Genomic DNA, 15,217 nt, shown 5'->3' on the forward strand with positions numbered 1-15,217 from the left:
CGGGCGCGTCGGGGACGCACCGGATGCGAACCCCGCGGCCGGGGACCGGAGTTCGTCGAACGTAACACCCTGGAAACCCTTGCGAAAGGCTTTGCGCGCGGCTCATTCAACTATTGCCTGCTCAACTGGCAGTTCTGCGCAAGGGGTTGACCTGCGGTAGGCGGCGCCGTACGGTCTCGACCGCAATTTCTTGCAGCAAGAACCAGTGAACGGCCTTACCTGGCATGGCGCGTTGTCAACCAAGGCTGACTCCGGTACCACCCCACATCCCCACTGGAGCAACCATGGCCAGAAAGACCGTGGCCGCTGCACTCGCCGCCCTGGCGGGAGCCGCTGTGGCCGTCACGGGACCGACGCCGGCGCAGGCGAGCGCGCCCGGCGGCAAGGACGTCACCGCGGTGATGTTCGAATGGAACTTCAAGTCCGTCGCCAAGGCGTGCACGGACCAACTGGGCCCCGCCGGGTACGGCTACGTCCAGGTCTCCCCACCCAACGAACACATCCAGGGCCCGGCCTGGTGGACGGCCTACCAGCCCGTCAGCTACAAGATCGGCACGAAGCTGGGCAACCGCTCGGACTTCGCGAACATGGTGGACACCTGCCACGCGGCAGGCGTCAAAGTGGTCGCGGACACCGTGATCAACCACATGGCGAACGCCTCCGGCACCGGCACCGCCGGGTCGTCCTTCAGCAAGTACGACTACCCCGGCACCTACTCCGCAGCCGACATGGACGACTGCACCACGAGCATCAGCAACTACGGCGACCGCTGGAACGTCCAGCACTGCGAGATGGGCGGCCTGCCCGACCTCGACACCGGCGAGGAGTACGTCCGCAAGACCATCGCGGGCTACCTGAACGACCTGCTGTCCCTCGGCGTCGACGGCTTCCGCATCGACGCCGCCAAGCACATCCCCGAGGACGACCTCGCCAACATCAAGTCCCGCCTGACCAATCCCGGCGTCTACTGGAACCAGGAGACGATCGGCGCCTCCGGCGAGGCGGTCCAGCCGCCCGAGTTCTACAACACGGGCGACGTCCAGGAGTTCCGCTACGCCTACGACCTCAAGCGCGTCTTCACCAACGAGAAGCTCGCCGAACTGAAGAACTTCGGTGAGGCGTGGGGCTACGTCTCCAGCGGCAAGGCCTCCGTCTTCGTCACCAACCACGACACCGAACGCAACGGGGGAAGCCTCACCTACAAGGACGGTTCCGACTACACTCTCGCGCACGTCTTCATGCTGGCCTGGCCGTACGGCTCACCCGATGTGCACTCCGGCTACGAGTTCAGCGACAAGGACGCCGGCGGACCCGACAACGGCCAGGTCAACGCCTGCTACACCGACGGCTGGAAGTGCCAGCACGCCTGGCGCGAGATAGCGAGCATGGTCAAGTTCCGCAACACGGCCGCCGGTACGGCCGTGACCGACTGGTGGGACAACGGCAACAACCAGATCGCCTTCGGCCGCGGCGACAAGGCGTACGTCGCCATCAACCACGAGGGCTCCCCCCTCACCCGCACCTTCCAGACCTCGCTGGCCGCCGGGAACTACTGCGACGTGCAGAGCGGCAAGGGGGTGACCGTCGACTCGTCCGGCCGGTTCACGGCCACCCTGGGCGCCGACTCCGCCCTCGCGCTGCACATCGGGGCGAAGAACTGCGACACCACCGTCGACCCCGACCCCGCCACCGGAGCCTCGTTCAACGTCAACGCCTCCACCCAGTGGGGCCAGAACGTGTACGTCGTCGGCAGCATCTCCGCCCTCGGCAACTGGAACACCGCCAAGGCCCTCAAGCTGGACCCGGCGAGCTACCCCGTGTGGAAGCTCGACCAGGCCCTGCCCGCGGGCACCGCATTCGAGTACAAGTACCTCCGCAAGGACGCGAGCGGCAACGTCGCCTGGGAGAGCGGCTCCAACCGTACGGCCACCGTGCCGGCCGGCGGAGTGGTCACGCTGAACGACACCTGGCGCGGCTGACCGACCCACCCGGAGACGAACTCCGCACACCGGCGACGACCGCCCGGCCCCACCACCGGTGCCGGGCGGTCCCGCGCCCCCGCTCGGCGGCGCCCGTCCTTGCCCGCCACCGACACCCCGAGGAGACGCGTCACGTGGCCGGCAGACCCAGACAGCACGCAACCGCCCTGGCCGTAGCGCTGTGCACAGCCGTGCTGCCACCGCTGACGCCCCCGGCGACGGCCGCGGAACGGCTTGCGGCACCCGCGACGGCCGCGGAACCGCCCGCGGCACCGGCGACGGTCACCGAATTCCCACGTGGCTGACCGACGCACAGCGGTCCGCCCATCCGGGATTCGCGGACCACCAGGCCTTCACCGTCGATCCCCGGGACCGCGACCGGATCGCCGAGGCCCGGGCGAGCCGCCAGCTGATCGCCACCCAGCGAGGGCAGGACGGGGCCCTGCTCGGCGCCACGACCGTGCGCCTGCCACCCGGCTGACCTCCCCAGCACACCGTACGAAAGGAAAGAGCCGCACCGTGACCCCAGCACCCACCGCCCGTGGCAACCCGGGCGGACCACCGGCACGCCCGCGTGGCCGGCGCCTCCCGGCCGCCGTCACCCGCGCCGCCACCGTGGCCGTCACCGCCGCACTGCTCGCCACGGCCCCGCACGCCACCCAGCCGGCGAGCGCCACGGTTCCGGGCGGCGCCCGGTCGGCGAGCGCGGGCCGCCCGTCCGCCCCGCCGTCCGACGCCCGCCTGGCCGCGACGCCGGCCCGGCACGACATGACCCGGGAGCAGTTCTACTTCCTCCTCCCCGACCGGTTCGCGGACGGCTCCGCCGCCAACGACCGGGGCGGACTGACCGGCGACCGCACCACCACCGGCTACGACCCCACCGACAAGGGCTTCTACCAAGGAGGTGACCTGAAGGGGCTGATCAGCAAGCTGGACTACGTCAAGGGGCTCGGCACCACCGCGATCTGGCTGGCCCCGATCTTCAAGAACAAACCGGTGCAGGGCAACGGCGAGAGCGCCGGCTACCACGGTTACTGGATCACCGACTTCACCCGTGCCGACCCGCACTTCGGCACCAACGCGGACCTCGCGGAACTCATCCGCAAGGCCCACGCCAAGGGGATGAAGGTCTTCTTCGACGTCATCACCAACCACACGGCCGACACCGTCACCAACACCGAGAAGACGTTCACCTACCGCGGCAAGGGCGCCTACCCCTACCTGGACACCGAAGGCCGCCCCTTCGACGACACCAAGGGCATGCACGAGATCGACGCCCGCGGCTTCCCCTACACACCGCAGGTCGCCCCGTCCGAACGGAACGCCAAGGTCCCGGCCTGGCTCAACGACCCCACCATGTACCACAACCGCGGCGACTCCACCTTCGCCGGCGAGAGCACCCTCTACGGCGACCACACCGGCCTCGACGACCTGTGGACCGAACGCCCCGAGGTCGTGCGCGGCATGGAGAAGATCTACGAGAAGTGGGTCGAGGACTTCCGCGTCGACGGCTTCCGCGTCGACACCGTCCGCAACGTCGACATGGCGTTCTGGACCCAGTGGGCGACGGCACTCGACGCCTACGCGGCGAGGAAGGGCCGGAAGAACTTCTTCGTCTTCGGCGAGACACTGTCCTCCGACCCGGCCGTCACCTCGCCCTACGTACGCCAGGGCCGCCTCGACGCTACGCTCGACTTCCCGCTCCAGGACGCCGTCCGCCAGTACGCCTCCCAGGGCCGCACGGCCGACCGGCTCGCCGACGTCTTCGCGCAGGACTACCGCTACACCACCGACAAGGCGAACGCCTACGAACAGGTCACCTTCCTCGGCAACCACGACATGGGCCGCATCGGCGCCTTCCTGCTGAAGGACAACCCGGGGGCCGGCGACGCCGAACTCCTGCGCCGGGACCGCTTCGCCCACGAGCTGATGTTCCTCTCCCGGGGCAACCCGGTCGTCTACTCCGGTGACGAACAGGGCTTCACCGGCGCCGGCGGCGACAAGGACGCCCGGCAGACGATGTTCGCCTCGAAGGTGCCGGAGTACCTGGACGACGACGAGATCGGCACCGACCGTACGGCCGCCTCGGACGCCTACGACCCCTCCCACCCCCTGTACCGGGCCATAGCCGCCCTGTCCCGGCTCACCCGGGACCACCCCGCCCTGCGCGACGGCGTCCAGACCGAACGCTACGCACAAGGCCCCGTCTACGCCTTCACCCGGACGGACACCCACCGGCGCGACCACTACCTGGTGGCGGCCAACAACGCCACCGAGGCACGGACCGTACGGATCCCCACGGGCTTCGCCGGAGTGGCCTACCGGGGCCTGTACGGCACCACCGGCACGGTGACCAGCGGCGCCGACACCCGTGTGACCGTCACCATCCCGCCGCTGTCGTCCGTGGTGCTGAAGGCGAAGCAGCGGCTCGGCACGCCCGCCACCCGGCTCACCCTGGAACTCAAGGCCCCCGCCGCGGGCGCCACCGGCGACGTCGACGTCTCCGCCGACGTCAGCGGCGGCGGCCTCGACCGCGTCGTCTTCGCCGCCCAGGTCGGCAACGGCCCCTGGCAGACGCTCGGCACCGCCGACCACGCCCCGTACAAGGTCACACAGCACCTCCCCGACACCGTGAAGCAGGGCACCACCCTGCGCTACAAGGCGGTGGCCGTCGACCTCGCGGGCCGGACCGCGAGTGCCCTCGCCACGACCACGGCCGGGCAGACGGCGACGCCCAGGCCGCCGAGCGCCCTGAACCGCGCCTACGCCGTCGTCCACTACCTGCGCCCGGACGGCGACTACACCGGCCGGCGACTGGAAAGCGCGGGCCGGACGGCCGAGTTCACCGGCCGGGACGCCTACGGCGCCTTCGCCTGGGTCAAGTTGGAGGAGGGCGCGCGGAGCCTGACGTACACGGTCACCGGAAACGGCACCGCGGACGGCCCGCGGCGCACCGTCGACCTGGACAAGACGGGCGAGGTCTGGATCCGGCAGGGGGACGACGGCCAGTCGGACACGGCACCGCACGGCGCCTACCCGGCCCCCGACCCGGCCAAGGCAGTGATCCACTACCACCGGGCCGACGGCGACTACGACGGCTGGGGCCTGCACACCTGGACCGGGGCGAAGCATCCCACGGACTGGTCGGCGCCGCTCACGCCCACCGGCAGGGACGCCTTCGGCGTGACCTTCGAGGTGCCGCTCGCCGACGGCGCGACCTCGCTCAGCTACATCGTCCACAAGGGCGACGAGAAGGACATCAGCGCCGACCGGTCGCTGGACTTCGCCACCTACGGCAAGGAGACCTGGCTGATCGGCGGTGACGGCGACTATCTGCTGCCGACGGTGGGCAGCGCCCCCGATCTGGACCTCGACACGGCCAAGGCCCGCTGGATCGGCACGGACACGGTCGTGTGGAAGGTGAAGACCACGGACGCCACCAGTCAGCAGCTCGTCTACGCCCCTGACGGAGGCATCACCGTCAAGGACGGCGCGCTGTCCGACGAGGGCCACTGGCTGCGGCTGATCCCGTCGAAGCTCACGGACGCCCAGAAGTCGGCGCATCCGGAGCTGGCGGACGACCCGGCGTTCACGGTCGACCCCCGAGACCGCGACCGCGTCCCGGCCGCCCTGCGCGCCCAGCTCATCGCCACCCAACGCGCCGCCAACGGCGCGCTGCTGGCCGCCACCGCGGTCCGCCTTCCCTGACCCACACCACGACCGACGGGTGCCCCTCGCCGGGCGCGGGGCACCCGTCGCATTCCCGGGACCGGATGATGTAATACCCCGTACAGATTTGTAGCCATTACCGATTTGGGGGGCGGCTGTGCCGTTCAAGACCACCGAGGAAGCGGTACGCGCGTGGGTGGAGGGATGGGCCGTCTCGCGCGGTGCGGCCCGACCCACGCCCCGGCCCTGGGGGTTCACCGTGGAGGTGGGCCTGCCCAAGGAGGTGGCCCGGCATGTCGTCACCGCCGCCGACGAGGCGACCGTCCGCAAGCTGGCCGAGAACACCACGGCCTGCGGCATACCTCTCAAGACGTTCGTGCCGGCGCGGACCCTGCGGGCGTGGCTGCCGCCGGGCTGGGTCCTGCTGGACGGCCATGCGGTCCTCATGGCCGCCCGGCTGAGCACCGTCGACGCCCCGCCCCGCCTTCCCGACGGCTACCGGCTGCACCACTGGGACCGGGCCGGCGTCACCCGTGCGGTGGTGCGCGCCGCCGACGGAGCCTTCGCCGCGCGCGGGCAGATCGCGGTCACCGGCCCGACCGCCGTGGCCGACCAGGTGGAGACGCACCCGGCTCATCGGCGCCGGGGGCTCGGACGCGTGGTGATGGGAACGCTCGCCGAGGCTGCGACCCGTCAGGGCGCGCGGGCGGCCGTGCTGGGCGCGACCGAGGAGGGCCGGACACTGTACGAGGCCGTCGGCTGGCAGGTGGTGGCTCCGCTGAGCGCCGCGGTCCGGGAAGCATAGGACAGCGGGATCCAGTCATCCGGCACGCCGAGGCAACCGACGCCGTCCCGCCGCGGCACCCCGTCGGCCATGCCGGTGCCGGCGGCTCAGTCCGCCGTCCGCGTGGCAGCCGCCGTCCTGAACGCCGGGGAGGCTTGGAACAACGCGTGGACGGCGGTGGTGACCTGGGCGGCGACCGCCTCGGGGGTGGAGGAGTCGAGCTTGCCGTCGAGGTGCAGGAAGGCCAGGCCGTGGACGAGGGCCCAGATCGTGGTCGACAGGGCCTCCGCGTCCGAGCCGGGGAAGGCGGCCCGCACGATCCCGCGGACGTATTCCGAGATGGCCGCGGTCGCGGCGACCCGTTCCTCGCTCGTCGGGTCGCACGGCTCGGCGAACATGGCCCGGAAGAGGGCGGGGTGGTCCAGCGCGAACCGTACGTAGGCGACGGCGACCGCGGCGAGCTCATCGGGCGTCGCCGGGGCCGGGTGGGCCCCGGCCAGGTGCCCGGCGAGTTCGCGGTAGCCCTCGGCGGCGACGGCGGAGACGAGCGCGTCGCGGTCGGCGTAGTGGCGGTACGGTGCGGTGGCCGACACCCCGGCACGCCGGGCGACCGCGCGCAGCGAGAGGCCCGCGCTGCCGTCCTCCTCCAGGAGTTCGCGCGCGGCGCGCAGGCAGGCGGCGCGCAGATCGCCGTGGTGGTACGTGCCGGTCGGAGGCATGGGTCACCCGTCCTTGGTGTTCACGGCGTTCACATTCCCTCTCTCATGTGCACGCCGCATACATCCTAAGGGATCAAAAAGAAGGGAAGAAGGAACAACCGGGACGATGACGGACCGCCCTCTCTCCGCGGCGCGGCCCGGCCGGGTCCGCTGCCGTGCGACAGCCGCGGGTCAGCGGCCGCCGGCCGCCTTGAGGATTCTGAGCGCTCCGGTCAGCAGGGTGGCCCAGGTTTCGGGGCTGATGCCCGACGGTGGGTAGAAGCCCCGGACGCGCTGGTGGGCCACGGTCTGGGGTTCGGTGTACTTGAGGATGCCGTCCGCGCCGTGGCGGCGGCCGAGTCCCGAGTCGCCCATGCCGCCCATGGGGGCGTCGACGCTGCCCCATGCGGCGGCGAAGGCATCGTTGACGTTCACGGTGCCGGCGCGCACCCGGGCGGCGACGGCCCGGCCCCGGGCCCCGTCACGGCTCCAGACACTGCCGTTGAGGCCGTAGGCGGTCGCGTTGGCCAGGCTGACGGCCTCGTCGACGTCGCGGTAGGTGTAGACGGAGACGACGGGTCCGAAGGTCTCGTGGTCGTACAGGGTCATGTCGGGGGTGACGCCGGTGAGGATGGTCGGCTCGTAGAACAGCGGTCCGAGGTCGGGCCGGGCCTTGCCGCCGGCGAGGACGGTGGCGCCCTTGGCGACGGCGTCGTCGACGTGTGCGGTGACGGTCTTCAGCTGGGACGGGGTGGTGAGGCTGCCGACATCGACGCTGTAGTCGTACGCGGCGCCGATCTTGAGCTTCTTGGTGCGGGCGACGAACGCGGCGACGAACTCGTCACGGACGGACTCGGCCACGTACAGGCGCTCGACGGAGACACACAGCTGCCCGGCGGAGGGGAAGCAGGCGGCGACGGCGCCGTCGGCGGCCTTCCCGATGTCGGCGTCGTCGAGGACGATCATGGGGTTCTTGCCGCCGAGTTCGAGGGAGGCACCGATCAGGCGCTCGCCGGCGTCGCTCGCGATCCGCCGTCCGGTGGCGGTGGAGCCCGTGAACATCATGAAGTCGGCGTTGTCCATCAGCGCGCCGCCGAGGGAAGCGCCGCTGCCGATCACCATCTGCCACACGTCCTCGGGAAGGCCGGCCTCGTACATGAGGTCCATCGACCACAGCGCGGTCAGAGCGGTCTGGGTGTCCGGCTTCTGCACGACGGCGTTGCCGGCCATGAGGGCGGCGATGGTGTCGCTCGCGGCCATGCTCAGCGGGTAGTTCCACGGCGAGATGACGGTGACCACGCCCTTGGGGTGGCGCAACTCGGTGGTGTGGGTGAGCAGCGGGATCGCACCGCGGCGCCGCTTCGGACCGAGGTACTTGGCGGCGTTGCGGGCGTAGTAGCGCGAGACGACGCCGATGTCGACCACTTCGAGGAACGCGTCGCGGCGGGTCTTGCCGTTCTCGGCCTGCATCAGATCCAGCGCCTGGTCCCGCCGGGCCAGGACCAGGTCGTGGTACCGCAGCAGAACCCTCTTGCGCTCCGCCACCGGCGTGGCGGCCCAGGCCCTCTGCGCCGTCCGGGCGCGGGCGAACGCGGCCTCGACGTCGTCGGGGGTGGAGACCGGCACGTCGGCCAGGGGAGCGCCGGTGTAGGGCGCGGTGGTGGTGACCCGTGCGGCGTTCGGCGCGGCCGACACCCGAGTGGTCAGCCGCTGGAGGAAGGACGGGGTGAGGGATGCGGGAAGAGCCGGACCGCGGGCGGTCGTCGGGCCGGCGGATACGGTGGTCATGGCGGGCTCCTTGGTTACTTGCCGCGGCTGAGGACCGAGGCGGGGACCGGCATGTGCAGGGCGGCCTGACCCTCGGTCATGACGTCGAACCGGACGGTCCGCTTCGGCCTGAGCGACCGCAGGTCGTCCGACATGCGGCCCTCGCCGAGTCGCAGGGTGATGCCGCTGCTGCCGCGCGTCGTGCCGGCGCTCAGGACGTTGGTCTGGTTCAGGGTGGAGTGCCACGCGCCGTCGATCGTCGTGTACGAGGTGAGCGAGCCGACCCGCTCACCGCTCGCATAGCTCCTCTGGGCGGGGGTGTTCGCCAGCAGCGACAGATCGACTCCGCCGGCATCGTTGGTCACGCGTGCGGTCGTCCGGTGATGGTCGATGCCGACGTCCATGCCGGTGACCCACTTGGGGAAGCCGTAGCCGTCGTGCCCGCGGACCTGCGCGATCTCCGAACTGACCGGCAGTGACAGGACATAGGAGTGGAGGTGCTCGTTCTTCAGGCCGGAGACGAGGTCGAAGAAGCCCAGCCTGCCGTGCCGCGCGGGCTTGACCGCGATACCGACGGCCGCTTCGGTGTAGAAGTCGATGTCGCACACGTCGTAGCGGAAGAACATGACCGAGACCAGGCCGATGCCGGGCACGATTTCCAGCGGCGAGAGCTCCTCGGGCAGCCGCGCGCGAATCGCCCGGGACGGTGCGAGCATCGTGAGCCGGGCGGTCGCGATGGCGTAGTAGAAGTTCGGGGTGAGGGTGGGGCCGATCGGGGAGTCGACCTGGACCTTGGGGAGCCTCCGGAAGAAGTCCACGCCGCTGACGCGCGGGTCGCGGGCGATCGCGTCGAGGTCCGGGGCCATGCGGTAGCGGTCGTACAGGCCGCCCTTGGGAACGGTGACCTTGCGGCCTGCGAGGTCCACCGTGACGGTGTCGTTCTGAGCGGAAGACATGGGGGAGTTCCTTACTTTCGTGTGAGCGGAGTACACGTGACCACGGGGTGGTGGGGTGATGTCTGGAGCGTCAACGCTGGGAGGTACGGGCCTGCGGCGACGCGGTGGGGACCGTACCCGTCGGGCATGCCTCGCTTCGCCGGGTCGTGGCACCGTCCCGTGCGGGTTCTCTCGCCGGCCGGGGTGACCGGGCGCCGCTCAGGCCGCGCTCCGCGGCTGTGACAGCCAGGTGCGGTAGCTCCGCAGGGCCTTGCGCTGCTTGCGCCATTCGGAGATCAGGGCGATCGCCGGGTGGGTGCCGGGCCGGGGGCTGCCTCCGCGGGCGAGGCGACGCAGCTGGTAGCGCACCAGGGCCATGCCGGCGGCGGACGCGAGGGCCTTGTCGGACCAGTTCACCCGCCGCATCTGCCGGTCGGCCTCCCGCTGCTCACGCCAGCGTTCGGGAAGGTCGGGGGTGACGGCGAGGGCGGTGCCCATGCCGATGACCGCCACGCCGCTGTCGAGGACCTCCTCCGCGGTCGCGCGCCTGGTGATGCCGCCGGTGAGCATGAGGGGAAGCGGGCTGGTCCCGGCCAAATCCTTGGCCAGATCCAGGAAGTACGCCTCACGGGCCTGGGTGCGGGCTTCGGCGGGGCGGCCGGTCATCGCGGGGCTCTCGTAGCTGCCGCCGGAGAGTTCGACCAGGTCGACGCCGAGGGGGTCGAGCATCTCGATGACCTGGCGGGCGTCCCCGGCGTCGAATCCGCCGCGCTGGAAGTCGGCGGAGTTGAGCTTGACCGCCACCGCGAACGACGGCGAGACGGCCGCGCGGACGGCGCGGACGATGTCGAGCAGCATGCGGGCGCGGTTCTCCAGGGATCCGCCCCACTGGTCGGTGCGCTTGTTGACCAGGGGGGAGAGGAACTGTGAGAGCAGGTAGCCGTGCGCGGCGTGGATCTCGACACCGTCGAATCCGGCCTGCTCGGCCCGGCGAGCGGTTACCGCGTACCGTGCCACGGTCTCTTCGATCTGCTGCGGGGTCATGGCGGTCGGACGGCCGAAGCGGCCGCTGTGCTTGCCCAGGTCGACGGGGATGTCTGTCGGCCCCCACACCACGCCGGGCATGTCGGAGGCCACCTGGCGACCGGGGTGGTTGATCTGCATCCACATCGCACCGCCACCGGACTTGCCGGCCTTCGCCCACTCGACGAACGGTTCCAGGGGGGCGTGCTCGTCGAGCACGACACCGGCGGGGCCGGTCAGTGCCTCGGCGTGGACCATGACATTGCCGGTGATCAGCAGTCCGGTGCCGCCGGCGGCCCAGCGCCGGTAGAGCGTGAACAGGTCTTCGCCGGGAACCTGGCCGTCGCCGGCCATGTTCTCCTCCATCGCCGCCTTCGCGATCCGGTTCTTCAGCGCCTGCCCGGAGCGCAGGGGCAGGGGTGAGAACAGTTCGCTGGTCATACGGGTTCCCTCTTCCAACCGTGAATGTTTGCACCACTCACATTAGTGCTTCAATGTAATCGGCGTAAACATCCAGGGTGTGTGCTGTGTCACGGGGGCCCGTGCGGCTCGTGTCGAGTCGATGGCTTAATGTGTGCACTGTAAACATCTTGGCTCGCGAGGCTCTTCCCGAGCCACGCAGAAACCTTTCATCTCAGGTGTGCGAACGGAGTTGTCATGAAAGCCGTATCGATCAGGGAGCACGGTGGTCCCGAGGTCCTGGAGTGGATCGAGGTCGAGGACCCGACGCCCGCGGCCGGCGAGGTCGTCGTCGACGTGGTGGCCAGTGCGCTGAACCGGGCGGACGTCATGCAGCGCTGGGGGCTCTACCCGCTGCGGCCCGGCTGGTCGCCGTACCCGGGCCTGGAGGTCTCCGGCCGCATCAGCGCCCTCGGTGAGGCGGTCAGGGGCTGGCAGGTGGGCGATGAGGTGTGCGCGCTGCTGACGGGTGGTGGCTACGCGCAGAAGGTCGCCGTTCCCGCCGGGCAGCTTCTCACGATCCCCCAGGGCATCGGTCTGGTGGAGGCGGCGGCCCTTCCCGAGGTCACCGCCAAGGTCTGGTCCAACCTCGTCATGACCGCGGGCCTGAAGGCGGGGGAGACCCTCCTGGTCCACGGCGGCGCCGGCGGTGTCGGCACGATGGCGATCCAGATCGCCAAGGCCCTGGGCGCCCGCGTCGTCACCACGGTGGGTGGCCGGGAGAAGGCCGCCGAGGCGCGGCAACTGGGCGCCGATACGGCGATCGACTACCGCACCGAGGATTTCACCGAGCACGGCCCCTACGACGTGATCCTCGACGTCGTCGGCGGCGACTACCTGGAGCGCAACGTGCGTTCCCTGGCGGCGGACGGGCGCCTGGTCGTCATCGGCCTGCAGAAGGGGCTGGAGGGCCGGTTGAACCTCGCGGAGATCGTGTTCAAGCGGGCCTCCGTGTACGGCACCACCCTGCGGACCCGCTCCAAGGAGCACAAGGCCGAGATCGTGGCCGAGGTCCGGAAGAACGTGTGGCCCATGATCGAGAACGGCGCCGTGAAGCTGGTCGTCGACCGGACCCTCCCCATGGCCGACGCCGCCGAAGGGCACCGCCTCATGGAAGCCGGCGGCCACCTCGGCAAGATCCTGCTCGTGAACGACGACAGCGCATGACGCCGGGCCGCCGGATGCCGTGGTCTCAGGGACCGGGCACGGCGGCTCCACGGCGGCTTCCACGGACGCGGACACGCGGACACGCGGACACGTGAGAGGCGGGCACGTCGCGGACTTCCCGGGCGCCTGTCGAGCGGCGGATACGAACGGTGCGCATCCGGTGGCGGAGTCGATCCGCGCCGGAGCGCAGACCTTCCTTTCTCCATCCGGGCGGACTCCTCCCGGGCTTCGTGACCGGGTTGCGACAGGGGGATCGGCCGCGAACGATGGAGCCAGGCGTGCCCGTCCTCGGGCAGGCGCGCGACAGCCGCGGCCGGTGAGGGCTCGCGCGATCAGGGCACCCGCGTGCCCGTGACAAGGAGCGGACATGACTGACCTTCCTCCTCCGATCACCCCCAGTCTCGAACCGGCCGCGAAGGAACTCTGCGAGGCGACGGACCCGCATCCGCGGATCTACGAGGTCCCCCCGGAACAGGGCCGTGACATCCTGCTCGGCCTGCAGAGCGACCTCAGCGTGCCGCGTCCGGATGTCGACGAGGAGTGGGTCGACGTGGAGGCGGGCGAATGGGGCACGGTCCGCACCCGCATCATCCGGCCCAAGGGATCGTCGGGACCGCTGCCGGTGGTGTTCTACATCCACGGCGCCGGCTGGGTCTTCGGCGACGACAAGACACACGACCGGCTCTTCCGCGAGCTCACGGTCGGCGCCGGGGCGGCGGGCGTCTTCCCCGTCTACGACCGCGCGCCCGAGGCGAAGTACCCCACCCAGGTCGAACAGAACTACGCCGTGGGGCAATGGGTCGTGGAGCACGGCGCGGAGCACGGCCTGGACACCTCGCGCATCGCCGTCACCGGCGAGTCGGTGGGCGGCTGCATGTCGGCGGTGTTCGCGCTGATGAACAAGGAGCGCGGCGGGATCGACCTCAAGGCGCAGGTCCTGCTCTACCCGGTGACCAACGCCGACTTCGACACCCCGTCCTACCTGCAGTTCGCCGAGGGTTACTACCTCACCCGCGACGGCATGAAGTGGTTCTGGGACCAGTACTCCGAGCCGGGTCAGCGCACGGAGGTGTACGCCTCCCCGCTCCAGGCCTCCCTGGACCAGCTCAAGGGCCTGCCCACCACGCTGGTCATCACCGACGAGGCCGACGTCCTGCGCGACGAGGGCGAGCAGTACGCCAACAAGCTGCGCGAGGCGGGCGTGGACGTGACCTCCGTCCGCGTGGCGGGGATGGTCCACGACTTCCTCCTCCTGGACAGCCTGCGCGACACCCGCGCCGCCAACGTCGCCCGCAAGCTCGCCGTCGACGCTCTGCGCACGGCCCTCCACGACGGCTCCCACACGTAATCCCGGGCGCCTGCGAGCGCATTTCTGATCCGCCGCCACCGGACGAGCCGGTGCACGGTGGCGTCCCCGGTCTCGAACAGCACGTGCGGTAGCGCACGGCCCGTGTCCGGGAGCGCGGCCGGCTCCCCCGGGCGGTGTGTGCAACCCCTTTCGTTCGGTTTCGTCGGGCCCGGGGCCGCCCCGGGTGGTGGAGACGCGCGCCGATGAGGGACGGCGAGGAAACCCCGGGCCTCGCCGCTGCCGCGACGAGCGCCGGTTGACTCGCGTTTGGGCATCCGTTCCCTGAGCGTTCAACCGGCGCCCCCTGTCAGTGTGGTGTGAGCTTCCTAGGGTCCATGAGGCTGCCGAAAGAAGGGGCTCATGGACTCACACCTCGCGATACGGGCTCGCGGGATCACCAAGTGTTTCGGCGAAGTCGTCGCGCTGGACGGCGTCGACCTGGACGTGGCGCGGGGGCGGATCCACGGCCTGGCCGGACCGAACGGCGCCGGCAAGACGACACTGCTCGGCCTGCTGCTCGGCCTGGCCGTGGCCGACAGCGGCCGTCTGGAGATCCTGGGCACACCGACGGGCCGGGCGTTCGAAGACCCCGGCGGTGTCTCCGGGTTCGTGGACGCGCCCGGGCTGTACCCCTCGCTCACCGCCCGGCAGAATCTCGCCGCGCTCGCCGCTCTGCGCGGTGACGACCCCCGGTCGGCGGGGATCGACGACGCGCTCGAACAGGTCGGGCTCACGGACGTCGCCGACGACCGCACCCGCGGCTTCTCACTGGGCATGCGCCAACGTCTCGGCCTCGCCGCGGCGTTGCTCGCCAAACCCCGGCTGCTCGTCCTGGACGAACCCGCCAACGGCCTGGACCCGGCCGGAAAGAGGCACGTCCACGGTGTCCTCACCCGGCTCGCGGGGGAGGGGACCGCCGTGGTGCTGTCGAGCCACCGCATGGACGACCTGGAGGCCCTGTGCTCCGAGGTCACCATCCTCGCGACCGGGCGGGTCGTCTTCTCCGGACCGCTGGGCGAACTGGCCGCCGGGAACCGTGAACTCGCCTACCGGCTCATCACCTCCGACCCGGCGCGTGCCCGCCGGCTGGCCGCCGCCGCGCCGGGCATCCGCCTGGCCGGCGACACCGCGGGACGCCAGGGCGGTGACGTGCTCGTGGTGCACGCGCTCGTGCCCGCCCTCGACGCCCTGGTGGCCGGCCTCGTCCACGCGGGCATCGCGCTGCGCGAACTCGCCCCGTTGGTCTCGCCGTTGGAAGCGGCCTTCCTGGCCCTGACCGAGCCACCGGCGGCCACCGCCACCGGCTCACGACAGACCGACGTACGGCAACAGCACACCGACGCGCGACGGCGCCAGCCTGACGTACGACGGCAACAGACCGACGTACG

9 protein-coding genes and 2 pseudogenes are annotated in these 15,217 nt (G+C 70.9%); 7 read left to right on the top strand and 4 right to left on the bottom strand.

The window, feature by feature from the left end:
- The first annotated feature begins 284 nt into the window (after positions 1–284).
- The 4 genes and pseudogenes from IE251_RS03010 to IE251_RS03025 all read left to right on the top strand — a co-directional run bounded on the left by IE251_RS03010 (position 285) and on the right by IE251_RS03025 (position 6,453).
- The gene (locus tag IE251_RS03010) at positions 285–1,979 is read left to right on the top strand and encodes a carbohydrate-binding module family 20 domain-containing protein (RefSeq protein ID WP_189751341.1); all 1,695 of its coding nucleotides are present in this window, start codon (positions 285–287) and stop codon (positions 1,977–1,979) included.
- Positions 1,980–2,160: 181 nt separating this feature from the next.
- Positions 2,161–2,460, top strand: coding sequence for a hypothetical protein (locus IE251_RS03015; RefSeq protein WP_189751342.1), 300 nt, complete (start codon positions 2,161–2,163; stop codon positions 2,458–2,460).
- A 134-nt stretch (positions 2,461–2,594) separates the two neighbouring features.
- Positions 2,595–5,678, top strand: a pseudogene (locus IE251_RS03020) (alpha-amylase family glycosyl hydrolase); the annotation flags it as partial.
- Positions 5,679–5,805: 127 nt separating this feature from the next.
- Positions 5,806–6,453: a GNAT family N-acetyltransferase gene (locus IE251_RS03025; protein WP_189751343.1), complete on the top strand. Its 648-nt coding sequence runs from the start codon at positions 5,806–5,808 to the stop codon at positions 6,451–6,453.
- Between the two features lie 86 nt (positions 6,454–6,539).
- On the opposite strand, the gene IE251_RS03030 is transcribed toward IE251_RS03025, so the two are convergent.
- The 4 genes from IE251_RS03030 to IE251_RS03045 all read right to left on the bottom strand — a co-directional run bounded on the left by IE251_RS03030 (position 6,540) and on the right by IE251_RS03045 (position 11,296).
- Positions 6,540–7,151, bottom strand: coding sequence for a TetR/AcrR family transcriptional regulator (locus IE251_RS03030; protein ID WP_189751344.1), 612 nt, complete (start codon positions 7,149–7,151; stop codon positions 6,540–6,542).
- Between the two features lie 171 nt (positions 7,152–7,322).
- Positions 7,323–8,918: a succinic semialdehyde dehydrogenase gene (locus IE251_RS03035; RefSeq protein WP_189751345.1), complete on the bottom strand. Its 1,596-nt coding sequence runs from the start codon at positions 8,916–8,918 to the stop codon at positions 7,323–7,325.
- 14 nt (positions 8,919–8,932) lie between these two features.
- Positions 8,933–9,853 (bottom strand): acetoacetate decarboxylase family protein, encoded by a 921-nt coding sequence (locus IE251_RS03040; protein ID WP_189751346.1) that lies wholly within the window; start codon positions 9,851–9,853, stop codon positions 8,933–8,935.
- A 198-nt stretch (positions 9,854–10,051) separates the two neighbouring features.
- Positions 10,052–11,296, bottom strand: a complete 1,245-nt coding sequence (locus tag IE251_RS03045) for an NADH:flavin oxidoreductase/NADH oxidase family protein (RefSeq protein WP_189751347.1) — start codon at positions 11,294–11,296, stop codon at positions 10,052–10,054.
- 216 nt (positions 11,297–11,512) lie between these two features.
- Between IE251_RS03045 and IE251_RS03050 the strand changes: the two genes are divergently transcribed.
- From IE251_RS03050 to IE251_RS03060, 3 genes and pseudogenes are all read left to right on the top strand, one after another.
- Positions 11,513–12,481 (top strand): NAD(P)H-quinone oxidoreductase, encoded by a 969-nt coding sequence (locus tag IE251_RS03050; protein WP_189751348.1) that lies wholly within the window; start codon positions 11,513–11,515, stop codon positions 12,479–12,481.
- 367 nt (positions 12,482–12,848) lie between these two features.
- Positions 12,849–13,829: an alpha/beta hydrolase gene (locus tag IE251_RS03055; RefSeq protein WP_189751349.1), complete on the top strand. Its 981-nt coding sequence runs from the start codon at positions 12,849–12,851 to the stop codon at positions 13,827–13,829.
- A 360-nt stretch (positions 13,830–14,189) separates the two neighbouring features.
- Positions 14,190–15,119, top strand: a pseudogene (locus IE251_RS03060) (ABC transporter ATP-binding protein); the annotation flags it as partial.
- Positions 15,120–15,217: the final 98 nt, after the last annotated feature.

Origin of the sequence: Streptomyces eurythermus (genome assembly GCF_014649115.1) — a bacterium.
GTDB classification, from domain to species: domain Bacteria; phylum Actinomycetota; class Actinomycetes; order Streptomycetales; family Streptomycetaceae; genus Streptomyces; species Streptomyces eurythermus.